Genomic DNA, 26,620 nt, shown 5'->3' on the forward strand with positions numbered 1-26,620 from the left:
AACAGTGTCTGCGTGAACGTGTCCGCGCATGCGCCCTCCACTGCCCTCTTCACCGACCACTACGAACTGACCATGGTGCAGGCGACCCTGGCCTCGGGAGCGGCGCATCGTCGCTCGGTCTTCGAACTCTTCCCCCGCCGGCTGCCCACCGGGCGCCGTTATGGCGTGGTCGCCGGGGTGGGGCGCGCCCTCGACTCCTTCGAGCGGTTCCGGTTTACCGACGTCGAACTCGAGACCCTGCGCACCGGCGGGGTGGTGGACGAGGCGACCCTGGCCTGGCTCGCGGACTTCCGCTTCACCGGCGACATCTGGGGCTATCCGGAGGGCGAGGTCTACTTCCCCTACTCCCCCCTGGTGGTGGTCGAGGGGACCTTCGCCGAGGCCGTAATGCTGGAGACGCTCCTGCTCTCGATCTACAACCACGACTCGGCGATCGCCTCGGCTGCTTCGCGGATGACGATGGCCGCCGGCGACCGGCCCTGCATCGAGATGGGCTCCCGGCGCACCCACGAACTCGCTGCGGTGGCGGCCGCCCGGGCGGCGTGGATCGCTGGCTTCGACACCACCTCCAACCTGGCCGCCCGCGAGCGGTACGGCGTACCCACGGCCGGCACGTCGGCCCACAGCTTCACGCTGCTCCACGACACCGAGGAGGAGGCCTTCCGCGCCCAGGTCACCTCATTGGGCGCCGGTACGTCGTTGCTCGTCGACACCTATGACATCGCCGAGGCGGTGCGGCTCGGCGTGGAGGTGGCCGGGACCGACCTGGGTGCGGTGCGGATCGACTCCGGCGACCTCGGCGTGCTGGCCCACCAGGTCCGTGCCGAGCTCGACTCGCTGGGCGCCACCGGGACCCGGATCATCGTGACCAGCGACCTGGACGAACACGCGATCGCCTCCTTGAAGGCGGCGCCGGTCGACGGGTACGGCGTGGGCACCCAGCTGGTCACCGGCAGCGGACACCCCACCTGCGGCTTCGTCTACAAGCTGGTGGCCCGCGAGGGCGAGGACGGCACCATGGTCTCGGTGGCCAAGAAGAGCAAGGACAAGGCGTCCATCGGTGGGCGCAAGTATGCGCTGCGCCGCCTCGACGCCCGGGGCGTGGCCGAGGCCGAGGTGGTCGGCGTCGGCGAAGCACCGGTCAATGACGGCAACGACCGCTCCCTGCTGGTGCCCCTGGTCCGCGGCGGCGAGGTCGTCGGGCGCGAACCCCTGGCCGCGGCGCGGGAGCGGCACCAGGCTGCGCGCGCCGAACTCCCCCTCGCCGCGCAGATGCTCTCCCGGGGTGAACCGGTCATCGAGACGCTGCACGTGTGAGCCGGCCGCCCAGCCCCAACGTCTCCGCCAGCCGAGCCGTTCCTGCCGGGGTGAACAGTGACTCCCGCATCAGCGCATGCCAGGCGCGAATCCGGCTCGGCTCATGGTCACGTCCGATGCTCGCATCCGCATCCCTGAGGATGGTGGGAGCCTGGAAGAGGACGTCCTCGCGGGTGTAACCACGACGGCTCCAGCCCACGTGCCCCAGTCGCCGGTCCCGCTTGAGGTCCTTGCGCTGCCCGGGCCGGGTCAGGTGCTCGCCCCCGTCGTACTCGTGCAGCGTCCGTGTCCCGATCAGGTGCAGGTCGCCGCGGGCCACGACTCCCCCCGCCTCGTCCCGCACCTCGAACTGTGGCTCGACCGGCACCTCGCAGACCACGTGCAAGACCCGGAGCAGCACCTCATAGATCGACTCCGCCCGCGGATCGCTCAGCTCGATGGCGCGGCGCAGGCGAGACACTCCCCTGGCACCGCGCACCCCGGCGCCACCCAGCACCGCCGGATCCATCTGGCCCGTCGCCAGCGCAGCATCCACCAGGCAGACCAGGTCGAGCACACCGAGGTCCCGCGCACACGTCGCCAGGATCGTCATCGCCGGCTCGACCGGGAGGCCACCCATCCACTCCGGCGTTGTGGGCTCCTTCCGCCTCAGGGTCACCAGTCCTGGACGGCGTACCCGATGGGAACCGGGCGGCAGGGCGACGAAAACAGGGAGGTCGTCGGGAAGCGGTGGCAGCCACCATCCGTGCAACCGGGCGGCGGTGAGGTGGGTGAAGCAGGCGCCCGACGGCAGCACTGCGAGCCAGGCTGCCAGGGTCGCGGCGAAGGCATCTGGGGCCTGCGCGTGTCGACGTACGCCGCGGGTCACCGGGAGCCAGTCGTCCGCGACGTACTGGCCCCGCGCGGTCACCAGCACCTCGGACTCCATGCCCACAGGCTGCCCGCTGCCCACGGACGGCGACACCCCGAAACCGGCGCCTGTGGAGAACCCGCCCGACGAGTGGTCACTGGGAGAGACGAATCACCCCGTTTCACCTCTCCCAGTGACCACTCGATCCCGGCGGCACCTCCGAACGGGAGCGGGCTAGGGTGGCCCCATGACCAGGGCATTGATCGTGGTAGACGTGCAGAACGACTTCTGTGAGGGCGGATCGCTCGCCGTGGCTGGCGGCGCCCAGGTCGCCCACGGCGTGGGGCAGGAGCTCCGGGCGTGGTCCGCACAGGCACCCGACGACCGGGCGTGGTCGCACGTGGTGGCCACCAAGGACCACCACATCGATCCGGGCAGCCACTGGGCCCCGCACGGCACAGAACCCGACTTCCGCGAGTCGTGGCCTGTGCACTGCAAGGTCGGCACCGAGGGCGAGGCGTTCCACCCCAACCTGGACCCGCAACCGTTCGACTCGATCTTCCGCAAGGGTGAATACGAGGCGGCGTACTCCGGGTTCGAGGGCAAGAACACCGAGGACCAGGGACTGGCCGACTGGCTCAAGGCCAAGGGCGTCACCGAGGTCGACGTCTGCGGCATCGCCACCGACTACTGCGTGCGCGCCACCGCCCTGGACGCCGTCGCGGCCGGGTTCGACGTGCGCCTGCTCCTGGATCTGTGCGCCGGGGTTGCCCCCGAGAGCACCGAGGCCGCCGTCGCCGAGATGCGCTCCGCGGGCGTCACCGTCGCGGACTGAGGCGCGTGCTCACTCGCCGGTGAAGGTGGGCTTCCGCTTCTCGGAGAACGCCCGCATCCCCTCGGCCACGTCGCGGGTGCCGAGCAGCATCGTCTGCGTGGTCCGTTCATATTCCAGCGCGGGCTCCAGCGCCCCGAGCGCGGCCGCGTTGACCGAGCGCTTGGTGGCCGCCTGGGCGAGCGGGGCACCATGGCTCAGCCGCTTGGCCAGGCTGCCCAGCGCGGCGTCGAACTCCGCGTCCGGGACCAGGTGCGAGACCAGGCCGGCGTCGTACGCCTCCTTCGCCGGCAGGGGTTCGGCGAGCATGGCCAGGCGCATGGTGCGGGCACGGCCGATCGCCGAGGCGACGGTGACGCTCGCGCCTCCGTCGGGCATCAGGCCGACCCGGGCGAAGGCGAGCAGGAACGCCGCCGATTCCGCGCACACGTGGAGGTCGCAGGCCAGCGCAGCGGAGAGCCCGACGCCAGCAGCGATGCCGTTCACCCCGGCCACCACGAGCTTGTCGCAGTTGACGATCGCACGGACCAGGCGGTTGGCCGCGTCCAGGGCGCGCACGTCGAAGTTCTCGTGCGCGTTCTCCCCGCCGATGTCGGCGCCGGTGCTGAAGGCGGCCCCGGTGCCGGTGAGCACCACCACGCGTACGTCGTCGCGGGCGCTCGCCGTCTCCAGCAGGCGGCTGGTCTCGAGCACCATCTCACCTGTGAAGGCGTTGAACGCCTCGGGTCGGTCGAAGCGGATGGTCAGGACGGAGGCGTTCTCGGTGACGACGAGGCCGGGTGTGGTCATGGCAGCACCGTAGTGGTTGCGGGCTCAGCACCACTTGGTGGCCAGCGTGGTGACCACGTTGACGTTGCGGTTGGTGGCTATGCCCAGGTGCTTCTCCACCCGGAGCGGATCGACGGTGCCGTCCTGGTAACCCTCGGCCAGGAGCAGGTGGCAGGCCCGGCCCCGGACCACGGCGCGGTGGTCGTCGCGGGCCAGGTCGTGCACGGCGGCAACCGTCTCCGGCGCCGGCTCCTCCTTGAGCAACCAGATGTAGTGCCGGGCCAGCGCCGGGCTGGTCAACTCCTCCGCGTCCCGGGCGATCGCAGCGAACTCGGCGGTCGGGAAGACGACGGTCGGCACCTCGAAGTCGCGGTCGGCCAGGAACGCTTCCTCGAGCTTCGCCTCGATCCGCTCCCGGGAGCGCATCGTCGTGGTCAGCCGGACGTTGCCGGTGTTGATGTGGGTCTCCACGTCGGTGAACCCGCACCGCTCCACGGCGGCCCGGATGTCGTCCTTGGGGAACTTCCGCTTCGCGCCGAGGTTGATGGCGCGGAGGAAGGCGACGTACGACGGCATGGGGCCATCCTGCCACCGGTTCAGGGCAGCAGGAACGAGGCCCGCCACGCCTTGCGGTTGTGACCGTCCCCGACCATCCCCTGCTCTTCGAGGTAGGGCATCACCTTCTCCCCCATCCAGGCGATGGTGGCGCGGTAGTGGGGATTGCCCAGCGCCGTACGCCGTCCCTCCCGGGGGTCGATGCCGACCGACGCATAGACATCGGGGTGCACCAGCGAGCGCATCATCACGTAGGCACCCTGGGCCGTCACGGTCTGCGCAATGAGTCGCTCGGCGCGCGAGAGGCGGGCCACTTCCCGCTCGAGCTCGGCGCGGGCGAAGGTGACGTGGCGGGCCTCCTCGATCACGTGGATCCGGGCCACCATCCGGGTCAGCGGCTGGATGTCATCGCGCTTCATCATGTCGCGCTGCCAGCGGTCGACCGGCTCCTCCCCGATCAGGATCGAGGCGTACGCCGCCGCTCCCCGGGCGATGCTGGGATAGATCCGCCCCAGCTTGTGGAAGGCCGGTCGTGGCCCATAGGCAGGGATGCCCATCTTCCCGATCGCCTTGCCGAACATCAGCGAGTGGCGGCACTCGTCGGCGATCTCGGTCAGGGCGTAGTGGGTGCGGGGTGCGCGCGGGTCCTGCTGGTAGACGTCACGCAGCAGGAGCTGCATCAGGATGATCTCGAACCAGAGCCCGACGCTGGCGATCGAGGCGACCTCGTGCATGGAGAGGGTGATCTGCTGCTCGCGGCTGAGCGAGTCCCACAGGGGCGTGCCGTAGAGGGACATCCGTTCCGGTTGCATCCAGAACATGTCCGGCACGGGGGGCGCGTCCCAGTCGATGTCGATCTCGGGGTCATAGGAGTGCCGGGCCGAGGAGTTGAGCAGGCGCTCGGCGACGGCGTGCCCGGGTATCGGTGAGGTGCGCGGGTCGGTGATCGTCATCGGAAACTCGCCCTTCAATAACTGTTACTTCGAGTAACGGATAACGCTAGGGTGGACCACATGGCCCGCAACGTCAAGCATCCCGACCCGCCGCCCGACGGGCGCACCTCGCGCTGGAACGACCACCGCCAGCAACGGCGTACCGAACTGGTCGCGCATGCGGTCGCGGCGATCGACCGGCTCGGACCGGCCGCCAGCGTGGCGGACATCGTTGCCGAGGCCGGGGTCAGCAAGCCGGTTCTCTACCGCTACTTCAGCGACAAGTCCGAACTCCATGCGGCGGTCGGCGCCTGGGCAGCCCAGCACGTGCTGGACCACGTGGTCCCTCCCCTGCTCACCGATGCGGCGATCCGGGACAAGGTGGCCGCAGCCGTGGACGGCTACTTCGACGCGATCGCCACCCACCCGCAGGTCTTCCTGCTGGTCGTCCAGCACCGCACCGCCGGCGATGCGCTCACCGACGGCAAGGAGCAGATCGCCGCCACTTTCGCCCGGGTGATCGGTGACGGCCTGCGCCGTCTCGGCGTCGACTCCGCCGGGGCCGAGCCGTGGGCACACGGCCTGGTAGGGCTCGGGCTCTCGGTCGGCGAGTGGTGGCTAGTCCGGCGGACCATGTCTCAGGCCGCCGCGGCCCGCTATCTCACCGACTTCGTCTGGCACGCCTTCGCAGGGATCAGCGACGAGTACGGCGTACCACTGAGCGTGCTGGACGAACTGCCCGCCACCGTCACGCCGATCCGCAAGGAGCAGCCATGAGCACCGACGACCTCGCCGTCACCCCGGATGAATACGACGGCCCCGCCACCATCACCGCAGGCGATGCCGAGATCGCGGTCGAGGTGCACCTGCACAGCCACTTCGAACCGATCGACGGCCACCTGCACTGGATCGGGCGCATCAGTGCCAGCAAGGAACTCGACGAAGCGGTCCGCGGCGGCGGCACGGTGACGCTCTCCGTCGGCACGGCCAGCGCGCAGGGCAAGCTCAGCGACGTCGACCCGTGGGGCCGGTTCCGGATCACCGGCACCGGGACCCCACCGATCCCGGGCTGACCCTGCGTCAGAGGTTGCCGCGCAACTCCTGCTCGCGCTCGATCGCCTCGAAGAGGGCCTTGAAGTTCCCCTTGCCGAAGCCGAGCGAACCGTGCCGCTCGATGAACTCGTAGAAGACCGTCGGCCGGTCCCCCATCGGCTTGGTGAAGATCTGCAGCAGGTAGCCGTCCTCGTCGCGGTCGACCAGGATCTTGCGCTTCTTCAGTTCCTCGATCGGCACCCGCACCTCGCCGATCCGGGCCCGCAACTCCGGGTCGTCGTAGTAGGAGTCGGGGGTGTCGAGGAACTCGATGCCGTTCTCGCGCAGGATGTCGACGCTGCGCAGGATGTCCCCGGTGGCCAGGGCGATGTGCTGGCAGCCGGCGCCGTCGTAGAACTCGAGGTATTCGTCGATCTGCGACTTCTTCTGCGCGATCGCCGGCTCGTTGAGCGGGAACTTCACCCGGCGGTTGCCGCTGGCGACGACCTTGGACATCAACGCCGAATAGTCGGTCGCGATGTCGTCGCCGATGAACTCGGCCATGTTCGTGAAGCCCATCACCTTGTTGTAGAACTCCACCCACTCGTCCATCCGGCCGAGCTCTACGTTGCCCACGCAGTGGTCGACGGCCTGGAAAAGGCGCTTCCCCTTCGTCAGGGCGCTGGTGCGGGCGACGTACCCGGGCAGGTAGGGCCCGTCGTACCGGCTCCGGTCGATCAAGGTGTGCCGGGTCTCGCCGTACGTCGCGATGGCAGCGCGGCGGATGGTGCCGTGCTCGTCGGACTCGTCGTGGGGTTCCTCGAGGATGGTGGCGCCGACCGCGCGGGCGTGCTCGATGCAGGTGTCCACGTCGGGCACCTCCAGGGCCAGGTCGACGACACCGTCGCCGTGGCGGCGGTGGTGGTCGAGCAGCGGGGACTCCGGCGTGACCCCGCCAGTGAAGACGAATCGGGCCGAGCCCGAGCGCAGCACGTAGGACTTGGCGTCGCGACAGCCGTTCTCCGGGCCGCGGTAGGCCTCCAGTTCCATGCCCATCGCCAGTTGATAGAACGTCGCCGCCTGCGTGGCGTTGCCCACCACGAAGCAGACGGCGTCCATCGCGGTGACCGGGAACGGGTCGGCCGAGGCGTCGTACTCCACCAGGCCGACGAGTTGCTTGAGCTGGTCCAGGGAGAGACCGGCCTGCTCCTCCTCGTGGGTGAGCGCGGTCAGGGTCGAGTGCGCGTGGCTCGCATGCGTCTGGGTCGTCATGGCTTCAGGGTGTCGTTCATCAGGCAAGGTGTGCAACAGTACGACGGAACACTGCGCAATTTGTTCAGAGAAGGGTGCCAGATGGACGCGCTTGATGCCACATTGCTCGATCTCTTCGCCCGAGAGCCGCGGATCGGCGTCCTCGAGGCGTCGCGACGCCTGGGCGTGGCCCGCGGGACCGTCCAGGCACGCCTCGACAAGCTGGAGGCACGCGGCATCGTCACCGGATGGGGACCCGACCTGGATCCGCAGGCACTCGGCTATCCGGTGACCGCCTTCCTGACCCTGGAGATCCGCCAGGACGCCACCGACGCCGGTCATGACAAGGTCGCGGCCCGGCTGGAGCAGGTGCCGGAAGTCCTCGAGGCCTACACGATCACCGGAGCCGGGGACATGTGGGTGCGGGTGGTGGCGCGCTCCAATGCGGACCTGCAGCGGGTGATCGACCGGGTGCTGGTCGACCCGGCGATCGTCCGCTCCACGACAGTGATCGGCCTGGCCCGCCAGGTTGGCTACCGCGTGTTGCCGCTGGCACGCGCCGCCCCTCAGCCGGACGACAACGAATGAGCTTTCGCGCATCAATGATTGAGCGTTCGCGACACAACGAGTGAGCGTTCGTGGGTCAGGCCAGGCGCTTGGCGACCTCGACGGAGGCGGCGGCAACCATCGGGCCCACCTTCTCCACGTCCAGCTTGCCGAGCGTGACGATGCCGACCGAGGCGTTGAGCCCCTCCACTCCACGCACCGGGGCGGCCAGCCCCTTGGCCCCGGCCTGGAGTTCGCCGGCGGTGACCGCGAAGCGGGAGTCGGGGTCGTCACGCAGCATCAGGATCGCCTTGCCGGCAGCTCCCTGGTCGAGCGGGTGCCGGGCACCCACGCGATAGGAGACGTGGAAGTCGGTCCAGGTCGGTTCGACCACGGCCAGGGCCAGGGCCTCGTCCCCATCGGCAACGGTCAGGTGCGCAGTGCAACCAGAGGCGTCGGCGAGCTTGCGCAGCACCGGTACGGCGCTGTGCCGCAGCACCGGCTGCACGGCTGCGGCCAGGTGCAGGACCCCCAGCCCGACGTGGAGGCGGGCGTGAGTGTCGCGGCGGACCAGGGCATGCTGCTCAAGGGTGGCGACCAGGCGATAGACCACGGTCCGGTTCACCTCGAGCCGCTGGGCGAGCTCGGTGATGGTCATTCCGGCCTGGGTCTCGGAGAGCACCCGCAGCACCTGCAGGCCGCGGTCAAGTGTCTGGGAGGTCTCCGTTGCCATGACGCCAGAGCCTATCGGCTCCGCCGCGCCGTGGTGGTCAGGAACTCTGCTGGAGAGCCCAGTCGCGGACCAGGTCGATCCGCTTGCGCAACACCACGGCCGAGGCGACGGCCGCGGCCGGTCCCCCGGTTGCCTTGCGCAGCGCGGCATGGGTGACCCCGTGGGGCTGGCCGGTGCGGTGGTGCCAGGCGGCGACGAGTCCGTTCAGTTCCCGGCGCAGGATCGCCAGTTGTTCGTGGGTGCTCACCTCGGCGACGGTGTCGCCCTTGGACTCCGCCCGACCGGCTGTCTTCTGCTTCGCCGCCCGCTCGCTCTGCCGGGTGCGGAGCAGAGCCCGCACCTGGTCGGGCTCCAGGAGGCCGGGGATGCCCAGGAAGTCCATCTCCTCCTCGGAGCCGACGTGGACCTCACCGGCATGGCCGAACTCGCCCCCGTCGAAGAGGACCCGGTCGAAGGTGGCCCGGGAGTCCAGTGCCTCCCACGGTCCGGCCGCTTCCTCCGCCGAGGCGCCCTGGTCGGCGTTGGCCTGGTCGAGGAGGTCCTGCTCGGCCGCGAAGATGTCGTCCTCGTCGGTGACCTTGCGGCCCAGCACGTGGTCGCGCTCGACCTCCATCCCCGAGGCGTGGAGCAGCAGGTTCGGCACCGACGGCAAGAAGACCGAGGCGGTCTCGCCGCGCTTGCGGGCGCGCACGAAGCGGCCGATCGCCTGGGCGAAGAAGAGTGGCGTGGAGGTGGTGGTCGCATAGACACCGACGGCCAGTCGCGGTACGTCGACGCCCTCGGAGACCATCCGGACCGCAACCATCCACCGGTCGTCGGAGTCAGTGAAGGCGGCGATCTTCTTCGAGGCTGCCTTCTCGTCGGAGAGGACCACGGTCGGGGCCTGGCCGGTGATGCCCTTGAGGAGGCGGGCATAGGCGCGGGCGGAGTCCTGGTCGGTGGCGATCACCAGTCCACCGGCGTCGGGGACGTGGCGGCGTACCTCGGAGAGGCGGCGGTCGGCCGCCTGCAGCACCGACGGCATCCAAGACCCCTTCGGGTCGAGTGCGGTGCGCAGCGCCTGGGCGGCCTGGTCTTTGGTGAGCGGTTCCCCGAGGCGTGCGGAGATCTCGTCGCCGGCACGGGTGCGCCACTGCATCTGCCCGGAGTAGGCCATGAAGAGGACCGGGCGGACGACGTGGTCGGCCAGGGCTTGCCCGTAGCCATAGGTGTAGTCCGGCACCGAGACCCTGACACCCGGCCCCTGGGCCGGGTCCGGAACGTAGGTGACGAACGGGATCGGGTTGGCGTCGGAGCGGAACGGCGTACCGGTCAGGGCGAGCCGGCGATGGGCCGGCTCGAATGCCTCGCGCAGGCCGTCGCCCCACGAGAGCGCGTCGCCCGCGTGATGCACCTCGTCGAGGATCACCAAGGTCTTGAACCGCTCGGTTCGGATCCGGTGCGCCAGCGGGTTGACCGCAACCCCGGCATAGGTCAGGGCGACGCCGACGAAGTCCTTCGAGGTCTTGCCCTGGCCCGCCGAATAGTTGGGGTCGATCGGGATGCCGGCACGCTCGGCAGCCAGGGCCCATTGAGTCTTCAGGTGCTCGGTGGGGGCGACGATGGTGACCCGCTCCACGATCCGGCGGCCCAGCAGCTCGGCCGCCACGGTCAGCGCGAAGGTCGTCTTCCCGGCACCGGGCGTGGCGACTGCGAGGAAGTCGCGCGGGTTGTTGGTGAAGTACTTCTCGAGGGCAGCCGACTGCCAGGCCCGCAACGACTGCGCCGTCCCCCACGCCGCGCGCTCCGGCCAAGCCGGAGTCAGTGGCACGGATGCTTGGGTGACTGGCTGGCTCGAGGGCCCTCCCGTCACTCGGCCCCTCCGCCATGGGGCAGGCTCTCCCAGATCTCCTTGCACTCGGGGCAGACCGGGAACTTCTCCGGTGCGCGGCTCGGCACCCAGGTCTTGCCGCACAGGGCCGTCACCGGGGTGCCCATCACCATCGCCTCCATCACCTTGTCCTTGGGGGCGTAGTGCGAGAAGCGCTCGTGGCCACCCTCGTCGGTCGGGACCGTGCGAAGGTCCTCGAGGACGTCTGTCTGGCCGAATCCGATGGGGTTGCTCACGGATCCACCATAGGCCGCGGGAGCGGCTAATTCATCAACGGGTCAGCGGGACGTGTCGCAGCCCACGCCAGGTCGCCGGGCTGGCGGCGCAGTACGTCGCGGCGCAGCGTGTCGGTGTCCTCGCGGAAGAGATCACCCGGCTCGGACGGGACGACGTACCAACTGCCCTCGGCGATCTCCGCCTCGAGTTGGCCCGGCCCCCAGCCGGCGTACCCGGCGAAGACCCGCATCGCGTCCAGGCCGCCCTCCACCATCTCGACGGGGGCATCGAGGTCGACCAGTCCGACGATGCCGAAGGCACGCTTGAAGCCGACCGGTTCGTCGTCGGGGACCAGCAGCCGTCCCAGCGCCAGGGCACCGTCCACGGCAACCGGTCCGCCGCGGAAGAGGACCTCCGGCGGCTCCACCGCGTCGCGCCACGGCTCAAGGACGTCGGCGACGAGGATCGGTGTGGGGCGGTTGAGCACCACTCCGAGGGCCCCGTCCGCGTCGGCGTCGATCAGCAGCACCACCGTTTCCGCGAAGTTCGGGTCGGCCAGGACGGCGCTGGCGACCAACAGGGTTCCGGGGCGGGGCTGCATGGGACCCAGCATGTCAGCCCGGGAAGGACGACGGCCCCGGGGCCCGACGCAGGGAGGGAGGGAGCGCGGAGGGAGAGTCCGCGTGCGTCGGGGCCGGGGCCGTCTGGCCTGGCGGGATCAAGCGGCGTTCATGGCCGCCCGGATCCGGTCGAGAAAGGTCACGTTGGCCGGCGGACGGACCGGCTCGGGGAGTCGGTAGCCACGGCGCGCTTCGGCCTCCAGTTCGGCACCGATCCGGTCGCCGTGCTCGTCGGCCTCCAGGGTGGAGACACGGCCGGCGATCAGCGCCAGCATCTGGCGCTCACGGGCGGACGCCATCGTGGTCGCCCGGGCCATCTCGACACTGGTCGGGTTGGCCAGGTAGTGGTCCTGGATCTCCCGGATCCCGGGGATCTCGTCGGCGGTGGCCCGCCAAGCGGCGATCACCGCAGCATCGAGGTCCATCGGCTCCAGGTGCAGCTGGCGCTCGAGCTGGCCGTGCAGACGGGTGTGCCAGCGGAGTTGTAGGGCGCCGAGCAAGTCGAGCTCGTCGCGGAACGTCTCGGCGACGCCCGGAAGGTCCATCGGGAGTCGTCCGTCGCGGCGGATCGCCACCTCGGCGAACACCCGGCGGAGGACGTCTCCACGGGAGTGAAAGGCTTCCCAGGTCATGGTGCAGCTCCTTCGGAATGAGTTGCGTACCGGCGGTACGTACTCAGAGTATGTACCCGACCGCGGGTACTCAAACTTTCCACTGCGTGACCTCCGACACAGCCAGCGGTGGACTCCCCCTAGACTCCCCCCATGAGCAAGTCCGCGGCGAAGCGTCTGATGAACAACCTGCCGACCCTTCCGGACCTGCCCGGCGCCTCGCGCCGCGCCCAATACTCGGCATCCACCAAGCGGGCCCTGGTCGAGGCCGCGGCGAAGCTCTTCACCGAGCACGGCTATGCATCCACCTCGCTGGACGCGATCGTCTCCGATGCCCAGGTCACCAAGGGTGCGCTCTACCACCACTACAGCGGCAAGCAGGCGCTCTTCGAGGCTGTCTTCGCCCAGGTCGAGACGATGGCCGCCGAGGCCATCTCCAAGGCCGTCAAGGGCAGCAAGGACCCCTGGCAGAAGTCACTCGACGGGCTGCGTGCCTTCCTCGAGGTGGTGCAGGACCCGACGTACCGTCGGGTCGTCATCCAGGAAGGCCCGGCCGTCCTCGGCTATGAACGGTTCCGCGAGCGTGAGGAACGGTCCTCGTTCGCGATCGTGCTGGACATCGTCGACAACGTGCTCTCCGCCGGCCCCTGGGAACTCGAGCAGCCGATGATCGAGGTCTTCACCCGGATCTTCTTCGGTGCGCTCAGCAGCGCCGGCGACAGCGTCGCCACCTCCGAGGCTCCCGAGGAGACCAGCGCCCGAGTCGAGGCTGCCATCGGATTCATGCTCCAGGGCATGCGCGCACTCGTCGACCAGGGCGTCGAGCTCGTGGACCCCGTTACTGGTAGCTGAGCCCGGCGTTCCCGCTGGTCGGCACCAGTTCGATCCAGGTCTTCCCGGCCGGCACCGACACCGCGGCACCGTCCGCGGTCTCCAGCTTCAACTGGCCGCCGACGCCGTCCTTGGACCAGGTCACCTCGACGGCCTTGCCCCCGTGGAAGAGGACACCCTCGCCGCTGCCCTCGAACTTCGTCTCGGGCACCGGATTGCCGGCAGGATCCTTGTAGCCGGCGTCACCGAGCACGGCACGGACCACCAGGACGTTGGTGGCGACGAAGTTGTCCCCCGCACCCGCCTTGTCGTTGTCCAAGGCGTAGCCCTCGTCGGTCCAGGTCCACCGCGAGGTCTGTCCGCCGGAGAACTTGGCCGCGATCGTGGTCGCTGCCTCGCCGTCGGGCAGGTCGGAGCCATCCCCCCACACCAGGTAGTCGGCCGGGCGCTCACCACCGCTGGCGGCAGAGGCCAGCGTGGCCAGGTTCGCCATCACGTTGTACGGCGCCCGACGGCTCCGGTCGCGCGAGATCCCCTTGGTCCCCTCCTCGTGCCAGGTGATGCCCGCCTGCTGGATCCTGCGGTAGGTCTTGGAAGCGGCACCGCTGGTCACCATCTCCCCCGCGACCGGCTTGACGATGCCGATGTCCGAGGCCCGCATCGAGCGGACCGGACCGACCTGCTCGGGCAGTTGTGAGTAGAAGAAGACCGCCAACCGTGTGCTGCCACCCTCGACGAGTTCCTCGACCACCAGGTCGGCACTGCCCAGGCCGACCTGCGGCCGTGACGGGCCCGTGTTGTCGACCTTGACGACGTACACCGGGTGGTCGGCCGATCCGTCGCCGTCTCCCTCGACCGGGAGGCCGGTGAGCGGCCAGGTTGCCGGCTCGGCGGGCTCCTCGGGTGTGGTCTCCGGCGCTTGGGAGGAATCCTGGTTCGGGGGTGCGGCTTCGTCATCTCCCCCACCGCAACCGGCGAGGACCATGCTGGCGGTGGCCAGCGCAGCAACAGTGAGGCGAAGACGGCGCACGTGAAACTCCAAGGGATTGCTAGCGGGACAGGGTCATTGTCCAAGGCGCGCCCCCCGAATCCCGGGAGGCGCGCCTCTTCGGCTCAGCCGAGCTTGGCGCCGCCGTCGACGTACAGGGTCTGCCCGGTGATGTAGGAGGCCTCGTCGCTGCACAGGAAGGCGGCAGCGGCGGCGATGTCCTCGGGGAAGCCGACCCGGCGGACCGGGTTCGCCTCGGCGTTGAGCTTGCGGAACTCGTCGACGTCCATCTTCAGCCGGGCTGCGGTGGCGTCGGTCATCTCGGTGGCGATGAATCCCGGCGCAATGGCATTCGCGTTGATGCCGAACGGGCCCAGTTCGATGCCCAGGGTGCGGGTGAAGCCCTGGATGCCCATCTTGGCTGCCGAGTAGTTCGCCTGGCCGCGGTTGCCGAGCGCGGAGACGCTGGAGATGTTGAGGATCTTGCCGTACTTCTGCTCGACGAAGTGCTTCTGGGCCGCCTTCGTCATCAGGAAGGCGCCCTTGAGGTGCACCCCCATGACCAGGTCCCAGTCGTCCTCGGTCATCTTGAAGAGCAGGTTGTCGCGGGTGATGCCGGCATTGTTGGCCAGGATGTGGATCCCACCCAGGTCGCCGACGACGCGCTCGATCGCGGCGTCGACCGAGGCCGCGTCGCTGACGTCCGCGCCGATCCCGACGGCCTTGGCAGCGTCGAGCCGACCCGCTGCCTCAGCGGCAGCGGACTCGTCCAGGTCGAGGATCGCGATCGAGGCACCCTCCGCGGCGAACCGCTCCGCGATCCCGAACCCGATCCCCCGGGCTGCCCCGGTGATCACCGCTACGCGTCCGTCGAAACGACCCATGTTCTTCTCCTTGGCTGTCCTCGTGGCTGGGGCCGGACGAATCGCCCGGCATCGCCACTCTAACCGTCGAAGTGGTGCAGGTCCCCGGCGCCGTACGTCCACCGGAACCCGTAGTACTTCATCATGTGGACCACGATGTGGCGCGAGTTTCGCCACGCCACCTCCGCGTGCGAGCGCGAGGGCCACCAGGTGTTCGGGGTGTATCCCTGCGACGAGCGGTAGGGGTTCTCCCACGGGTTGATGTCGATCGCCTTTCCGTAGGCGTGGGGCGAGATGGCATTCGGATTGCCGACCACACGACGGCAGTTGAAGGCAGAGGTGTTGTCGGCTGCCATCGACTTGTGGTCGTCGCCCCCACGCAGCGACGCGTTGTAGCCGAAGCGGTCCACGCGATACATGCTCCGGATCGGGATCCGGCGCTTGTAGAGCGACGTGAACGCCTTGCCTGTCTTGGTCGCGATGTCCTTGTGTACGACGATCTCCCCACGTCGGCGATAGCCGTCAAAGGCCCAGTAGTTCATCCGCACGAGCCGCAGGTCACTGCGACCGACCGGGCAGCCGCTGGTCCACGTGACACCGTTCATCTCCGCCCACACACTGTCCGGGATCGTCGTGATCACCACGTTCGGCCCCGAGACGGTGGAGCGTGGCTGTGCGGGGACCCTGACCGTCGGCTTCGGAGCGGACGAGGACAACGAGACCGGCGCACGCGGAGGCTGGTTGTCCAGCGTCCGCACCGTGCTGGTGGCGCCCTCGACCCAGTCAGCACCCACCGCGATCGCTCGCCACTGACTGTCGCTGCGGATCATGACCGACCAGGTCGAGCGGCCGTCGGATCCGGAGGCCATGGTCCGCACGGTGACCCACGCGTTGCCGGACTTCCGCTGGATCTGCACCAACGGTCCGTCGATGGGTTGCGCCATCGAGTCGCGCCAATAGACGGTCAGGTCGATGTAACTCTCGTCGCGCACCGTCCGCGGCATGATCAGACTGATGAAGCTCCGCCAGGCAACCAACTCGGGGACGACCTCGCCAGAAGTGGACCCGAGCCGCTCCGCATTGCCCGCGAACCGGGCCCGGAAGGCATTCTCCTCGTCGCTGCGGCCCAGGGCGTCCTTCACCGTCACAGTTCCGTCACCATCGGTCGTCGCGGAGTCAACATCGGTCCACGCGCCGGCCTGACGGCGCTGGATGGTCACCGCGGCGCCCGCGACAGGGGCAGAGGCAGCATCGGTGAGGGTTGCGGTCAACGCCGTCAGCCGCCCCGAGCGGCCACGGCTCGCCGTCAACGTGAGCGAGGTCGCCACCTGATCCGCCGACGGGGCGGGCTCGACCGGCACCTCGGTCGGTTCCGGCACGGTGGGTTCCGGCTCGCTCGGCTGGGGCTCGGGTCCGGATGGTTCCGGTTCGCCGGGCTCAGGTTCGCCGGGCCCAGGTTCGCCGGGCTCCGGCTCCGACTGGTCGGAGACGGGAGGCGAGGGATCCGCCGGTTCATCGGCGGTGGCGGGAACCGTCACCATCACCACGACCAGACTCGCCACGACCGCGACCAGCCAACGGACAAGAATCCATGCTTTTCCCGAGTGCATGGGGCAATTCTGCCCGGGGACCGTGAGCGGCGGCGCATGACTGACCGGCGCGTCGGGGCCCGAATTGCACGGGCCCCGACGCCTCGGCATCAAGAGGTGATCGAGTGGAGCTGGCGGGAATCGAACCCGCGTCCTCGAGCGTCGAACCAGGTCTTCTCCGGGTGCAGTCTGTGCTGTTCGTCCTACTCGGCCCCGGCGCTCGCACAGACACGTCGCCGACAGGCCCAGTCAGGAAAAAGTCCCGATCAACCCTCCTGACAGGAATTGATCAGCAAGCCCTCTGGATGAGGCCAGGGTCCGGGACGAAGGCGGATGCCCGGTCTGACCCTTCGGTCACTGCTCAGGCAGCGAGAGCGAAGTCAGTGCGCTTGGAGTCGGCACTTATAGGTTTCCAACGATCGTTTACGAGATGACGTTGGCTTCTCGACCCGCTTCCCCTGGAACTAACGTCCCAAGTCGAAACCGATCAGCCCCTCTTGAGTTGTACGGGGTCAACCATACCGGGTGCGAGATTCATTCCCCACCGGTTATCAACTGGCTCAGGCGGCCGTCACGTCCGGCCCGGCACCGAACAGATCGGCGGCGTTCTGCCAGAGCACCCTGCGCAGCCAGTCATCGCCAAGGCCCAGCGCCTCGATCGCCTCGATCTGGTGGGGGTAGTCATAAGGGATGTTCGGGAAGTCGGAACCGAGCAGCACCTTCTCCCCCAGGTCGGTCAGGCGCGGCAGCATCTCTGCGGGGAAGGCACCACCCATCTCGGCGAAGAAGTCCGTGAACGCCATCGTCGTGTCCAGCCGGACGTGCTCGTACTGCTCGGCCATCGCCAGGAAGTCGGCGTACTCGGGCGCCCCCAGGTGGGCGATCACCAAGGGCAGGCGCGGGTGGCGGCGCAGCAGTTCCGCCACCGGACCCGGGCCGGTGCAGTCCGTCGCCACCGGCCCCGAACCGGCATGCAGGATAATCGGGGTGCCTGCCTCGGCCAGCACTCCCCAGACCGGGTCCAGGAGCGGGTCGGTGACCAGGAAGTTGCCCACCTGGACGTGCACCTTCCACAGTTCCACGCCACCGGCCAGACGACGTACGACGTAGTCGGCGGCACCCGGCTCGGGGAAGAAGGTGCCACACCGCAAGGCAGCCGGGAAGCGGCCCGCGAACCCGGCCGACCAGTCGTTGAGGAACTCTGCCATGCCGGGCTTGTGCGCATAGGTGAGCTGGGAGAAACGACGTACGCCGAAACCGGTCAGGGTGGCGACCAGCTCCTCGTCACTGCCGCGATAGGTGATCGGCCAGGGCCGCCCGATCAGCGGCCCGGCGGTCTCGAAGACAGCGCGCACCTTGGTGCCCATCGGCTCGGGATAGAAGTGCGTGTGTACGTCGAAGAGCCCGGGAATGCCGAGTCGCTGCAGGGTGGCCTGGATCGCCGGGGAGGTCATCGCATCCCCTTGAGCCGGCGGCCGATCTCCACTTCCTTCTCCCGATTGGCCTGTCGTTCGGCGAGGGTGTGGCGCTTGTCCCAGCTCTTCTTGCCCCGGGCCAAGGCGATCTCGACCTTGGCCCGCCCGTCCTTGAAGTAGAGCCGCAGCGGCACCAGGGTCAGGCCCTTCTCGTTGACCTTCCGCTCGATCTTGTCGATCTCCACCCGATTGAGCAGGAGCTTGCGCTTGCGGCGCGAGGCGTGGTTGGTCCAGGTGCCCTGGGAGTATTCGGGAATGTGCACGTTGAGGAGCCACACCTCACCGTTGTCGACCTCGGCGAAGCCATCGACCAAGGAGGCGCGACCGGCACGCAACGACTTCACCTCGGTGCCGACCAGGACCATGCCAGCCTCATAGGTCGCCTCGATGTGGTAGTCGTGCCGCGCCTTCTTGTTCTGCGCGACGATCTTGGTGCCCTGCTCACGTGCCATGGGTCCCAGTCTCCCAGACCGGCGCAATCAGTTTCCGGTGGTCCGCCTCAGAGCCAGCCCATCGGGTTCACCGGCGAACCGTTGGCCATCACGGTGAAGTGCAGGTGGCACCCGGTCGACCACCCGGTGGTGCCGACGTACCCGATCACCTGTCCCCGCTTGACCCGTGCTCCGGGTGAGACCGTGTAGCGGGTGGCGTGGTTGTAGATGGTGGCCAGACCGGTGCCGCGCTGGTAGCCGTGGTCGATGATCAGCCGGTTGCCCCAGACGCTCGAGTAGTACTTCTGCGCCACCGTGCCGTCCGCCGCGGCATAGAGCGGCTGCCCACATCCGGCGCCGAAGTCGGTGCCGTCGTGCAGCGAGTAGTAGCCGTAGATCGGGTGCACCCGGTAGCCGTAGGAGGACGTCACCCGCCCGCTGACCGGGTAGCTGAGGAAGCCGCCGGAGCGCGGAGGGGTGCTGCCCTGCTTCTTCTTCGCGGCCTCGGCCTTGCGGCGGGCCTCCTCGGCGCGCTTCTTGAGCATCGCCTTGATCTTGGCCTCCTCGGCCTCGAGCTGCTTGAGCTGGGCGGCGTCCTGGTCCCGGATCTTCTGTGCGGCCGACTGGGCGGCCGAGGCCTCGGAGACCAGCGACGCGACTGCGGCCTCCTCCTTGACGGCTTGCGCCTCCAACTGCTCCATCCGGGCAAGGTTGGCCGCCGCCTCCTCGCGCACCACCTGGACGCGCTCCTTCTCCGCAGCGACCTTCTCCTCCTTGACGCCGAGCAGGATCCGGGCAGCTTCCAGTTCGGCCAGGGCGATGCTCTCGCTGTCCAGGATCGCCTCGCTGGCCGCGATGCTGCGGGTCATGTCCTCCGGGTCGGTGGCATTGAGCAGCGCCGACATGGTGGTCAGGCGTGGGTCGCCCTTCTCGTAGACCGCAGCGAACTGGTCGCTGACCTGCTCGCTCTTGATCGCCACGGCTGCCTCCCCCTGGCGCAACTCCTCCTGGGCGGTGGCCAGGTCCTTCTCTGCCTGGACCAGGGCTTCCTGTGCCGCGACGTCCTTGGCCTGGGCGACCGAGACTTGACCGCGGGTCTCGACCAGCTTGGCCTCGGCAGCGGTGAGCTTGGCCTGCACCTCGCGCAGCTTGATCGTCGCAGTCCGCAGTGCCGCGCTCGACTCGTCGAGATCCGAATGGGCCTGGGTGAGCTGCTTCTGGACGTCCTTCTGCTTCTGCTTCAGGTCGTCGTCATCGGCCATCGCCAGGGGGGCCAGCACCAGTCCAAGCATCACGAAACCGGCAGAGAGCAATGCGACAAGACGTTGCCTGTCACCGCTGGGGAAGTAGCGGAACACGGGGAAGACCTTTGTTCGGGGAAGTGAACGGTTCGACGTTAGACGACGCGGGTCACACTTTGAGGTATTTCCGCGTCACCAGGAGAGTCGGGATCAAGGTCAGCAATGGGCCGACCACCGCGATCCAAGCCAGCGCGCCAAGATAGTCCGGCCAACCGATCCAGGGCAGGAAGGTGATCTGGGGCTCGACCCCCTCCTTGATCCCGAACTGCATGAAGGCCGCCAGCGCGCCGCCCGCCAGGAGTACGCCGGCCAGCGCGGTGACCAGTGCCTCGAGGATGAAGGGCAGCGAGATGTAGATGCTCGAGGCACCGACCAGGCGCATGATGCCGATCTCCCGGCGCCGGGCGAAGGCGGCCAACCGGATCGTGTTCGCCACCAGCAGCAAGGCCGCGAAGATCAGGAACGCGGCCACCCCGATCGCCCCCTTCTGCAGGACGTCGAGCGCCTTGAAGATGGGGGCCACTTCGTCACGCAGGTCGCGCACGTAGTAGACGCCGTCCAGGCCGGCCACGGCACTGGTGACGACTTCGGCGTCGTCCCGTCCATCGAGGTCGACCCACAGCGACTCCCGCAGGCTTTCGGGTCCGAAGCCCTCCGGCAGTGCGGTGCGATAGTCGGCCGAGAAGATCTCCTTGGTCTTCTCGTAGGCCTCCTCCTGCGACTCGAAGCGATAGCCGGTGGCGCCGGGACTCTTCTCGATCGCCTCGATCACCGCGTCGCGCTGGGCGTCGGTCACCGGCCCAGCACAGTTCTGGCCGGTCATCTGCTTGTTGCACAAGAAGATGGTGATCTGGTTGAGGTTGCCGAACTGCTGCTCGGCCCGCTCGGCCTCCGCATTGAGCAAGGCACCCATCCCGACCAGGGTCAGCGAGACGAAGAGGGTCAGGACCACGGCGATGTGCATGGTCAGGTTGCGCCGGAGCCCTTGCCAGAGCTCGGAGAAGACATGGCGAAGCTGCATGGGTCGGTGTTCCTCAGTTCTGGTAGCCGTAGATGCCGCGGGACTGGTCGCGCACCACGCGACCACCCTCGAGTTCGATGACCCGCTTGCGCATCTGGTCGACGATGCCGGCATCGTGGGTTGCCATAAGGACGGTGGTGCCGGTCCGGTTGATCCGGTCCAGCAGCTTCATGATGCCCACCGAGGTGTTCGGGTCGAGGTTGCCGGTCGGCTCGTCGGCGATCAGGATCATCGGCCGGTTCACGAAGGCGCGCGCGATCGCGACCCGCTGCTGCTCACCGCCGGAGAGCTCGTCGGGCATTCGGTCGCCCTTGCCCTCCAAGCCCACTAGCTCCAGGGTCTCGGGAACCACCTTGTTGATCTGGGCCTTGGACTTGCCGATCACCTGCAGGGCAAAGGCCACGTTCTCCGAGACGGTCTTGTTCTGCAGCAGGCGGAAGTCCTGGAAGACCGTGCCGATCTGCCGGCGCAACCGCGGGACCTTCCAGCTCGCCAGCCGGTTGATCTCCTTGCCCGCGACATAGAGCCGCCCACTGGTGGGGCGGTATTCGCGCAGTGCCAGGCGGAGGAAGGTCGACTTCCCGGATCCGGACTGGCCGACGAGGAAGACGAATTCGCCCTTCTCGATGTCCACCGACACCTGGTCAAGGGCTGCGCGGGCCTGGCCCGGGTAGGTCTTGGTGACCTTTTCGAAGCGAATCACTGGATGGAGTCTAGGTGACGGACCAAGCCGATCGAGGGAGGTTGCGGGCCCGGTGTCGGCGCAGTTGGTCTCGGTGCTGAGGTGTCGTCTAGCGTGCATCCCATGCCCGCCTGCTCCCGCTCCCTGCCCGCGATCCTCTCCGGGTTGGCACTCGCGGCCGGCTTCCTCACCGGATGCACGGCTGACGAGGAGGCGAATCCCCAACACGTGCCGACACCGCTGGCGTCGTACGACGCGGAAGGCGTGCTGCTGCAACGGGCGGAGTTCTGCCCACGCGTCTCCGACGCTGCGATCGAGGCGACCGTCGGCGAGGTGGCCTCCACCGAGCACCACGGCAACGGCGACCAGGTCACCCTGGCCGACGGCATCAAGGACGTCAGCCACGAGTTCAACTGCACCTGGACCGGGGCCGAGGGCGTCGTGGCCAGTGGCTGGATCTATGCGCCGCCGGTGCCGCCCGAGCGGGCCGAGGCCCTCATCGCCGACGCCCGGGGCGAGGATGACGGGTGCGGGAATGTCACAGGCCAGGGATTCGGTACGCCGTCCACCGGCACCGTGTGCCGCACCGCAGACGCCACAGTCGTGACCTACCAGGGCCTCTTCGTCGACTCCTGGCTGGCCTGCTCGCTGAGCGTGCCCGACCCGGAGGCGGCTACCGACGAGGTCATCGCAGCAGCCGGCGCATGGTGTGTCGAGGTGGCCAGGGCCGCCACCGCCGACTGACCAGGCGGATCAGGCGTCGGTCTCCGCGCCGCGGCGCCAGCGGATGCCGGCCTCGAGGAACTCGTCCAGTTCACCGTCGAAGACGGACGACGGGTTCCCGGACTCGAAGCCGGTGCGCAGGTCCTTGACCACCTGGTAGGGGTTGAGCACGTAGTTGCGCATCTGGTCGCCCCAGCTGGCCTGGACGTCGCCCTTGAGCTCGTCGAGCTGCGCCTTCTCCTCGGCCTTCTTGCGCGCCAGCAACTTGGCCTTGAGGACGATCATCGCCGCCGCCTTGTTCTGCAGTTGCGACTTCTCGTTCTGGCAGGAGACCACGATCCCGGTGGGCAGGTGGGTGAGCCGGACCGCGGAGTCGGTGGTGTTGACCGACTGGCCACCGGGGCCGGAGGAACGGTAGACGTCGACCTTGATGTCGTTCTCGTCCAGTTCGACCTCATCGGTCTGCTCCAGCACCGGGACCACCTCGACCGCGGCGAAGCTGGTCTGGCGCCGGCCCTGGTTGTCGAACGGACTGATCCGGACCAGCCGGTGGGTGCCCGCCTCGACGGAGAGGGTGCCATAGGCATAGGGAGCCTTGACCGCGAACGTGGCCGACTTGAGTCCGGCCTCCTCGGCGTACGAGGTGTCGTAGACCTCGACCGGATACTTGTGCTGCTCGGCCCAGCGGGTGTACATCCGCATCAGCATCTCGGCGAAGTCGGCCGCATCCACGCCACCGGCACCGGCTCGGATCGTCAGCAACGCTTCACGGGCGTCGTACTCGCCGGAGAGCAGGGTGCGCACCTCGAGCGCGTCGACGGCGGTGCGGACCTTGCCCAGCTCCCGCTCGGCCTCGGCCAGGGTCTCCTGGTCGGACTCCTCGGTGCCCATCTCCACGAGCACCTCGAGGTCGTCGATCCGGTCGGCGAGTCCGGTGAAGCGCTCCAGTTCCCCGTTCAGCAGGGAGAGGCGGCCGGTCACGCGCTGGGCGTTCTCCTGGTTGTCCCACAGGTCGGGCGCAGCGACCTGCTCACCGAGATCTGCGATTTCGCTGCGCATGTTCTCCAGGCCGAGCACCTGCTCGATGGTGTGCATCGTTGCCCGGAGGTGCTTGATCTCTGCGTCGAAGTCTGTGCCAGCCACACGGTGCAGGTTACCGCCAACGGCGGCAGGATCGACAACGGCGAGTCCAGATGAGTCCAGAGATGCGGACGACCCCGTCGCCCTTCGGCCCAACACGACCAAGGACGACGACCAGCTGAGGAGCTACGGGCATCGGCCCCGGCAAAGATCGTCATCGGCGTAGACAAATCGGGGTGAGCCGGACACCACCGTGCCTTATGACCACTGTGCGCCCCGCATGACCACTGTGCGCCCCGCGAAGCCGAACAGGCGCGACGCCCCCCGATTCACGGGCCCACCCCACCGGCCCAGGAAGACTGCCCCACTTCTATCGGATCGAACATCCAGCGCGGATTCATGAGCCAGCAGATCATCTCGTCTGGGCCAGGCGCACACGGGCCGGGGCCACCCGCACCAGACGCGCTATCAATCCAATCGACACCAAAGACTCGTCGCGCGAGCAACAAACCGACCAACACGGCACCTCGCCCTTGACCAAGCAACCCTCCCGAGCGTACCGTTATTCATACATCCATGTCCGATAATTGAGGAGTGCAATGGAACCGCTCGGTGGCGCCAGCAGCCCCAAACAACCCGTTTCTTTGAACCATGTGGCCTACCCCACTTGGGACTCACGCGCGACATATGATTTCTACACGGAGGTACTGAGATGCGAGTTCCTGACCGCAATCAGCCTTGACGCGGTACCGTCAATTCGCGAGGAGACGTCCTTTCTCCACACATTTTATGGATTCAGCAGCGGCGAAGCGATTGCCTTCTTCGAAGTACGCGGGATGAAACCGCCCCAAGACGACGGCATTCCGAAATGGGTTCGCCACCTCGCACTGAATGTCACTTCCTTGGATGAACTGGCCGCCTGGAGGCAGCATTTTAAGGACCATGGAATCGGGAGCACAGACATCGTCGACCACGACAGCATCTGGCGTTCAATATACATTTTCGATCCGAACGGAATTCGCTTAGAATTAACACATCAAACTCGGCCCCTGAACAATGACGATCGACTAGCTGGCCTAACTGTCATGCGGGACTGGAATGCAGAGCCGGAAGAGTGCACTCGATGATTGCACGAAGTGAAACCTCGCCGAGGGCCGAACTCCTCGCGATTCCGATGACACCCTCCTCCCGACTGGAGGTAAACTCAGGCGTTTCCCGCCTTAGCGGTAAGATATGGGCGACCTTGTGGCGTTCTGGAAGCGCCCGCAAGCGGACCGTGGTTGTCTTCGCACACCCGTCTTCCAACTTCATGGGCCATTATGCGCTCGAATATATGTCGACGTTGGGAGTGGATGCGGTTGGAATGACTACCCGATACCTCGGAAATGATTCCGCGCTGATCATGGAGAATTGCCTTCTCGACATTGGTTCCACCGTTGGCTATTTGAAATCCATCGGCTATCACAACATCGTCCTAGTCGGGAATAGCGGCGGCGGGGGCCTGGTAGCTCTGTATCAGGCGCAGGCTACCAACCCTACAATTCAGACTACGCCGGCTGGTGATCCAATTGATATCGCCGCGCACGGTTTGCCCAAAGCGACCTCGATCGTAATGGCAATGGCCCATCCGGGGCGGTCGGTGGTCTATACAGAGTCAATGGACCCCGCGATCAACAATGAAAACGATCCCTTTGACAGAAACCCAGATATCGACATCTTCAACATTAGCAGACAACCACCATATACGGCGGAATTCATCCGTGAATACCGAGCAGGACAGGTGGACCGGAATCGTCGGATCTCCCAATGGTGCAGAGACCAGTTGGACGAGCTTGCAAAACGACGCACGGAGGATTCCACGGCACCCGACGACTTACCCTTCGTGGTACATGGAACCGCTGCGGACCTTCGGTTTCTCGACCGAAGCATCGATCCATCAGACCGCAACATTGGGACCATCTGGGGCCCGCCATCCGTGGCAAACTTCATCCCCGCCTCCTTGGGCCATCACACGAGTTTGCGGTCTTGGTTGAGTCAATGGAGCCTGGACGACAGCAGGGCTAACGCCTATCGTCAACTGCCACTAGTCACCTGCCCAGTCATGGTGGCGCACGGCACGGCCGATAACGCGGCTTTCCCGAGTCATGCGAAGAAGATGTTTGAGGCGATTCCCGATGGGCTGGGAACCTTTGTTGAGTTCGAAGGGGCGGACCACTATTTCACTGGGCGACCCGACCTCCTACAAGCCATGGCTACGGCCATCGTAGATTGGATTGTCGAATGACACCCCCGGTAGTCGGCATCGTCGGCGCCGGCCCTGTGGGGCTAACAGCTGCACTCGCCCTCACCCAACTCGGTGTGAGGGTGGAGATTTGGGATGCCAATGACGAGCCAGCGACTGAATGGCGCGCCTCTACATTCCACGCCCCTTCATTATCGATCGCGGATGAATTGGGCGTATTCCCCGAAATGAGAAGACGCGGCATTGTATGTCCCATCTACCAGATATGGGACGGCGCCACGATGCGCATGATTGCTGAGTTCGATCTCGCCACCCTGCGATCTGCAACGCGGCACCCATATCGGCTACAACTCGAACAATATAAGTATGTCGACATACTGCTCGCCAAGCTCGAAGAATACAAAGTTTTCGTTAACTGGGGCAAGCGCGCCGTGTCGTTGACTCAAGACGATGACGGGGTATCGATCACATTTGATTCGGGCGAGCTCGCCCGGGCCGATTGGCTCATCGGCGCGGATGGCGCACACAGCATTGTGCGGAAAACTCTTAAGATCGCCTTTTCGGGGGTCACCTACGAACACCGATATCTCGTTATGAGCGTGCAAGCTGATCTAAGAAAGTTCGTAGAAGGCCTGTGTGATGTGAATTACATTGCCGATCCCAATGCCCATGCGTTGTTGCTCAGGATTCCTGATGCGTGGCGCGCCGTCTTTGCCATCCCAACTGCTGTGGCGGATGACGAGGCGCGCGCGAGCGCACAGGCGAGGCTTCAGGCCCTCATGTCGTCGCGCTTCAAATTCCGCCCCGAAGCTCTACGCGTATACGCGGTCCACCAACGGGTTGCGGAAGCCATGAGGGTGGGGCGAGTGCTCCTGGTTGGAGATGCCGCACACATAAACAGTCCGATGGGTGGCATGGGGCTGAATAGTGGCATTCATGATGCTTTCGACGTTTCCGTTCAACTTAAACGCGTAGTCGACGGATCTGCTCAGTTGGATGAACTCGACGACTGGGCACAACGGCGACACTCCGCCGCGATTGAAGGCGTCCAACGGATTACTGATACGACAACCAGATGGATGGGGGAATCGGACGAAGTCCAACGCACAGCGTTCGCCGACGAAATGCGGCGGATTGCAGCGGATCCGCAACGTTCCTTTGCCTGGATGCGAGAGGCGTCGATGTTGGAGAGCACCGAACGATACGGCCTTCCTCTTGTTGCCTTCCGCCAGCTGCGAGAGTCATCAAACGTCAGATAGTC

Annotated in this window: 29 protein-coding genes and 1 other RNA gene; 10 read left to right on the forward strand and 20 right to left on the reverse strand. The window is 67.1% G+C overall.

Annotation, left to right across the window (positions count from 1 at the left end; genetic code table 11):
- The first annotated feature begins 18 nt into the window (after positions 1-18).
- Positions 19-1,317, forward strand: coding sequence for a nicotinate phosphoribosyltransferase (locus Q9R27_RS07610; protein WP_311252014.1), 1,299 nt, complete (start codon positions 19-21; stop codon positions 1,315-1,317).
- On the opposite strand, the gene Q9R27_RS07615 is transcribed toward Q9R27_RS07610, so the two are convergent.
- Entirely contained in the window at positions 1,295-2,245 is a 951-nt protein-coding gene (locus Q9R27_RS07615) for a hypothetical protein (RefSeq protein WP_311251761.1), read from the reverse strand. The genes Q9R27_RS07610 and Q9R27_RS07615 overlap by 23 nt on opposite strands.
- Positions 2,246-2,414: 169 nt before the next feature.
- On the opposite strand from Q9R27_RS07615, the gene Q9R27_RS07620 reads away from it, so the two are divergent.
- On the forward strand, positions 2,415-3,002 hold the full coding sequence (locus tag Q9R27_RS07620) for a nicotinamidase (RefSeq protein WP_311251762.1): 588 nt from the start codon (positions 2,415-2,417) through the stop codon (positions 3,000-3,002).
- 9 nt (positions 3,003-3,011) lie between these two features.
- On the opposite strand, the gene Q9R27_RS07625 is transcribed toward Q9R27_RS07620, so the two are convergent.
- The 3 genes from Q9R27_RS07625 to Q9R27_RS07635 are packed head-to-tail and all read right to left on the reverse strand — an operon-like array spanning position 3,012 to position 5,275.
- Positions 3,012-3,788 carry an enoyl-CoA hydratase-related protein gene (locus tag Q9R27_RS07625; protein WP_311251763.1) on the reverse strand — a complete coding sequence of 259 codons (777 nt, stop codon included), beginning with the start codon at positions 3,786-3,788 and terminating at the stop codon, positions 3,012-3,014.
- A gap of 24 nt (positions 3,789-3,812) precedes the next feature.
- Positions 3,813-4,343, reverse strand: coding sequence for a DUF1697 domain-containing protein (locus Q9R27_RS07630; RefSeq protein ID WP_311251764.1), 531 nt, complete (start codon positions 4,341-4,343; stop codon positions 3,813-3,815).
- 20 nt (positions 4,344-4,363) lie between these two features.
- Complete coding sequence (locus Q9R27_RS07635) at positions 4,364-5,275, reverse strand: diiron oxygenase (protein WP_311251765.1); 912 nt, start codon at positions 5,273-5,275, stop codon at positions 4,364-4,366.
- Positions 5,276-5,335: 60 nt separating this feature from the next.
- Here Q9R27_RS07635 and Q9R27_RS07640 point away from each other — a divergent pair, with 60 nt between their 5' ends.
- Together Q9R27_RS07640 and Q9R27_RS07645 are read left to right on the forward strand one after the other, a co-directional pair.
- Entirely contained in the window at positions 5,336-6,031 is a 696-nt protein-coding gene (locus Q9R27_RS07640; RefSeq protein ID WP_311251766.1) for a TetR/AcrR family transcriptional regulator, read from the forward strand.
- Positions 6,028-6,327, forward strand: coding sequence for a DUF4873 domain-containing protein (locus tag Q9R27_RS07645; protein ID WP_311251767.1), 300 nt, complete (start codon positions 6,028-6,030; stop codon positions 6,325-6,327). Before Q9R27_RS07640 ends, Q9R27_RS07645 begins: the two co-directional genes overlap by 4 nt.
- A 7-nt stretch (positions 6,328-6,334) precedes the next feature.
- Here Q9R27_RS07645 and hppD read toward each other — a convergent pair whose 3' ends face one another.
- Positions 6,335-7,558, reverse strand: a complete 1,224-nt coding sequence (gene hppD, locus Q9R27_RS07650) for a 4-hydroxyphenylpyruvate dioxygenase (protein WP_311251768.1) — start codon at positions 7,556-7,558, stop codon at positions 6,335-6,337.
- Between the two features lie 81 nt (positions 7,559-7,639).
- Between hppD and Q9R27_RS07655 the strand changes: the two genes are divergently transcribed.
- Positions 7,640-8,125: an Lrp/AsnC family transcriptional regulator gene (locus Q9R27_RS07655; RefSeq protein WP_311251769.1), complete on the forward strand. Its 486-nt coding sequence runs from the start codon at positions 7,640-7,642 to the stop codon at positions 8,123-8,125.
- A 55-nt stretch (positions 8,126-8,180) separates the two neighbouring features.
- On the opposite strand, the gene Q9R27_RS07660 is transcribed toward Q9R27_RS07655, so the two are convergent.
- The 5 genes from Q9R27_RS07660 to Q9R27_RS07680 all read right to left on the reverse strand — a co-directional run bounded on the left by Q9R27_RS07660 (position 8,181) and on the right by Q9R27_RS07680 (position 12,154).
- Positions 8,181-8,816: a helix-turn-helix domain-containing protein gene (locus tag Q9R27_RS07660; protein ID WP_311251770.1), complete on the reverse strand. Its 636-nt coding sequence runs from the start codon at positions 8,814-8,816 to the stop codon at positions 8,181-8,183.
- Positions 8,817-8,853: 37 nt separating this feature from the next.
- The gene (locus tag Q9R27_RS07665; RefSeq protein WP_311251771.1) at positions 8,854-10,626 is read right to left on the reverse strand and encodes a DEAD/DEAH box helicase; all 1,773 of its coding nucleotides are present in this window, start codon (positions 10,624-10,626) and stop codon (positions 8,854-8,856) included.
- A 38-nt stretch (positions 10,627-10,664) separates the two neighbouring features.
- A complete protein-coding gene (locus tag Q9R27_RS07670; protein ID WP_311252015.1) occupies positions 10,665-10,910 on the reverse strand; it encodes a DUF3039 domain-containing protein in 246 nt (81 codons plus the stop codon).
- Between the two features lie 38 nt (positions 10,911-10,948).
- Complete coding sequence (locus Q9R27_RS07675; RefSeq protein WP_311251772.1) at positions 10,949-11,503, reverse strand: YqgE/AlgH family protein; 555 nt, start codon at positions 11,501-11,503, stop codon at positions 10,949-10,951.
- Positions 11,504-11,620: 117 nt separating this feature from the next.
- Positions 11,621-12,154, reverse strand: a complete 534-nt coding sequence (locus Q9R27_RS07680) for a hypothetical protein (protein ID WP_311251773.1) — start codon at positions 12,152-12,154, stop codon at positions 11,621-11,623.
- Between the two features lie 132 nt (positions 12,155-12,286).
- Between Q9R27_RS07680 and Q9R27_RS07685 the strand changes: the two genes are divergently transcribed.
- Positions 12,287-12,985, forward strand: coding sequence for a TetR/AcrR family transcriptional regulator (locus tag Q9R27_RS07685; RefSeq protein ID WP_311251774.1), 699 nt, complete (start codon positions 12,287-12,289; stop codon positions 12,983-12,985).
- Here Q9R27_RS07685 and Q9R27_RS07690 read toward each other — a convergent pair.
- The 9 genes from Q9R27_RS07690 to ftsE form a co-directional block, all read right to left on the reverse strand.
- Positions 12,972-13,994, reverse strand: a complete 1,023-nt coding sequence (locus Q9R27_RS07690) for a DUF3048 domain-containing protein (protein ID WP_311251775.1) — start codon at positions 13,992-13,994, stop codon at positions 12,972-12,974. The genes Q9R27_RS07685 and Q9R27_RS07690 overlap by 14 nt on opposite strands.
- 83 nt (positions 13,995-14,077) lie before the next feature.
- Positions 14,078-14,836 carry a 3-oxoacyl-ACP reductase FabG gene (locus tag Q9R27_RS07695; protein WP_311251776.1) on the reverse strand — a complete coding sequence of 253 codons (759 nt, stop codon included), beginning with the start codon at positions 14,834-14,836 and terminating at the stop codon, positions 14,078-14,080.
- A gap of 59 nt (positions 14,837-14,895) precedes the next feature.
- Complete coding sequence (locus tag Q9R27_RS07700; protein ID WP_311251777.1) at positions 14,896-16,425, reverse strand: M15 family metallopeptidase; 1,530 nt, start codon at positions 16,423-16,425, stop codon at positions 14,896-14,898.
- A 102-nt stretch (positions 16,426-16,527) separates the two neighbouring features.
- Positions 16,528-16,899: a transfer-messenger RNA gene (ssrA, locus tag Q9R27_RS07705) on the reverse strand.
- A 65-nt stretch (positions 16,900-16,964) separates the two neighbouring features.
- Positions 16,965-17,858, reverse strand: a complete 894-nt coding sequence (locus tag Q9R27_RS07710) for an amidohydrolase family protein (RefSeq protein WP_311251778.1) — start codon at positions 17,856-17,858, stop codon at positions 16,965-16,967.
- Entirely contained in the window at positions 17,855-18,331 is a 477-nt protein-coding gene (smpB, locus tag Q9R27_RS07715; protein ID WP_311251779.1) for an SsrA-binding protein SmpB, read from the reverse strand. Before smpB ends, Q9R27_RS07710 begins: the two co-directional genes overlap by 4 nt.
- 47 nt (positions 18,332-18,378) lie before the next feature.
- On the reverse strand, positions 18,379-19,668 hold the full coding sequence (locus Q9R27_RS07720; RefSeq protein ID WP_311251780.1) for a peptidoglycan DD-metalloendopeptidase family protein: 1,290 nt from the start codon (positions 19,666-19,668) through the stop codon (positions 18,379-18,381).
- Between the two features lie 52 nt (positions 19,669-19,720).
- Positions 19,721-20,632 carry a permease-like cell division protein FtsX gene (ftsX, locus tag Q9R27_RS07725; protein WP_311251781.1) on the reverse strand — a complete coding sequence of 304 codons (912 nt, stop codon included), beginning with the start codon at positions 20,630-20,632 and terminating at the stop codon, positions 19,721-19,723.
- A 13-nt stretch (positions 20,633-20,645) separates the two neighbouring features.
- Entirely contained in the window at positions 20,646-21,335 is a 690-nt protein-coding gene (gene ftsE, locus Q9R27_RS07730) for a cell division ATP-binding protein FtsE (protein WP_311251782.1), read from the reverse strand.
- 102 nt (positions 21,336-21,437) lie between these two features.
- Here ftsE and Q9R27_RS07735 point away from each other — a divergent pair, with 102 nt between their 5' ends.
- Positions 21,438-22,058 carry a hypothetical protein gene (locus Q9R27_RS07735; protein ID WP_311251783.1) on the forward strand — a complete coding sequence of 207 codons (621 nt, stop codon included), beginning with the start codon at positions 21,438-21,440 and terminating at the stop codon, positions 22,056-22,058.
- Between the two features lie 9 nt (positions 22,059-22,067).
- Here the strand turns inward: Q9R27_RS07735 and prfB are convergent, their stop codons facing one another.
- Complete coding sequence (prfB, locus tag Q9R27_RS07740) at positions 22,068-23,180, reverse strand: peptide chain release factor 2 (protein WP_311251784.1); 1,113 nt, start codon at positions 23,178-23,180, stop codon at positions 22,068-22,070.
- Between the two features lie 536 nt (positions 23,181-23,716).
- Between prfB and Q9R27_RS07745 the strand changes: the two genes are divergently transcribed.
- Genes Q9R27_RS07745 through Q9R27_RS07755 form a run of 3 tightly spaced genes read left to right on the forward strand, consistent with a single transcriptional unit; the run spans position 23,717 to position 26,618 of the window.
- Positions 23,717-24,244: a VOC family protein gene (locus Q9R27_RS07745; protein WP_311251785.1), complete on the forward strand. Its 528-nt coding sequence runs from the start codon at positions 23,717-23,719 to the stop codon at positions 24,242-24,244.
- On the forward strand, positions 24,241-25,401 hold the full coding sequence (locus Q9R27_RS07750; RefSeq protein ID WP_311251786.1) for a hypothetical protein: 1,161 nt from the start codon (positions 24,241-24,243) through the stop codon (positions 25,399-25,401). Before Q9R27_RS07745 ends, Q9R27_RS07750 begins: the two co-directional genes overlap by 4 nt.
- Complete coding sequence (locus tag Q9R27_RS07755; RefSeq protein WP_311251787.1) at positions 25,398-26,618, forward strand: NAD(P)/FAD-dependent oxidoreductase; 1,221 nt, start codon at positions 25,398-25,400, stop codon at positions 26,616-26,618. The genes Q9R27_RS07750 and Q9R27_RS07755 overlap by 4 nt, the downstream gene beginning before the upstream one ends.
- The last annotated feature ends 2 nt before the right edge of the window (positions 26,619-26,620 follow it).

The sequence above is a fragment of the Nocardioides sp. AE5 genome (assembly GCF_031844485.1).
Taxonomy (GTDB): domain Bacteria; phylum Actinomycetota; class Actinomycetes; order Propionibacteriales; family Nocardioidaceae; genus Nocardioides.

Coding starts and splice junctions, on each gene's coding strand:
- Q9R27_RS07660 (WP_311251770.1), bottom strand. CDS start 8,816: ATGGCAACGGAGACCTCCCAGACACTTGACCGCGGCCTGCAGGTGCTG.
- Q9R27_RS07615 (WP_311251761.1), bottom strand. CDS start 2,245: ATGGAGTCCGAGGTGCTGGTGACCGCGCGGGGCCAGTACGTCGCGGAC.
- Q9R27_RS07680 (WP_311251773.1), bottom strand. CDS start 12,154: ATGACCTGGGAAGCCTTTCACTCCCGTGGAGACGTCCTCCGCCGGGTG.
- Q9R27_RS07625 (WP_311251763.1), bottom strand. CDS start 3,788: ATGACCACACCCGGCCTCGTCGTCACCGAGAACGCCTCCGTCCTGACC.
- hppD (WP_311251768.1), bottom strand. CDS start 7,558: ATGACGACCCAGACGCATGCGAGCCACGCGCACTCGACCCTGACCGCG.
- ftsX (WP_311251781.1), bottom strand. CDS start 20,632: ATGCAGCTTCGCCATGTCTTCTCCGAGCTCTGGCAAGGGCTCCGGCGC.
- Q9R27_RS07710 (WP_311251778.1), bottom strand. CDS start 17,858: ATGACCTCCCCGGCGATCCAGGCCACCCTGCAGCGACTCGGCATTCCC.
- Q9R27_RS07655 (WP_311251769.1), top strand. CDS start 7,640: ATGGACGCGCTTGATGCCACATTGCTCGATCTCTTCGCCCGAGAGCCG.
- Q9R27_RS07645 (WP_311251767.1), top strand. CDS start 6,028: ATGAGCACCGACGACCTCGCCGTCACCCCGGATGAATACGACGGCCCC.
- Q9R27_RS07735 (WP_311251783.1), top strand. CDS start 21,438: ATGCCCGCCTGCTCCCGCTCCCTGCCCGCGATCCTCTCCGGGTTGGCA.
- Q9R27_RS07685 (WP_311251774.1), top strand. CDS start 12,287: ATGAGCAAGTCCGCGGCGAAGCGTCTGATGAACAACCTGCCGACCCTT.
- Q9R27_RS07750 (WP_311251786.1), top strand. CDS start 24,241: ATGATTGCACGAAGTGAAACCTCGCCGAGGGCCGAACTCCTCGCGATT.
- Q9R27_RS07745 (WP_311251785.1), top strand. CDS start 23,717: ATGGAACCGCTCGGTGGCGCCAGCAGCCCCAAACAACCCGTTTCTTTG.
- smpB (WP_311251779.1), bottom strand. CDS start 18,331: ATGGCACGTGAGCAGGGCACCAAGATCGTCGCGCAGAACAAGAAGGCG.
- Q9R27_RS07640 (WP_311251766.1), top strand. CDS start 5,336: ATGGCCCGCAACGTCAAGCATCCCGACCCGCCGCCCGACGGGCGCACC.
- Q9R27_RS07620 (WP_311251762.1), top strand. CDS start 2,415: ATGACCAGGGCATTGATCGTGGTAGACGTGCAGAACGACTTCTGTGAG.
- Q9R27_RS07630 (WP_311251764.1), bottom strand. CDS start 4,343: ATGCCGTCGTACGTCGCCTTCCTCCGCGCCATCAACCTCGGCGCGAAG.
- Q9R27_RS07700 (WP_311251777.1), bottom strand. CDS start 16,425: ATGCACTCGGGAAAAGCATGGATTCTTGTCCGTTGGCTGGTCGCGGTC.
- Q9R27_RS07695 (WP_311251776.1), bottom strand. CDS start 14,836: ATGGGTCGTTTCGACGGACGCGTAGCGGTGATCACCGGGGCAGCCCGG.
- Q9R27_RS07755 (WP_311251787.1), top strand. CDS start 25,398: ATGACACCCCCGGTAGTCGGCATCGTCGGCGCCGGCCCTGTGGGGCTA.
- Q9R27_RS07635 (WP_311251765.1), bottom strand. CDS start 5,275: ATGACGATCACCGACCCGCGCACCTCACCGATACCCGGGCACGCCGTC.
- Q9R27_RS07675 (WP_311251772.1), bottom strand. CDS start 11,503: ATGCAGCCCCGCCCCGGAACCCTGTTGGTCGCCAGCGCCGTCCTGGCC.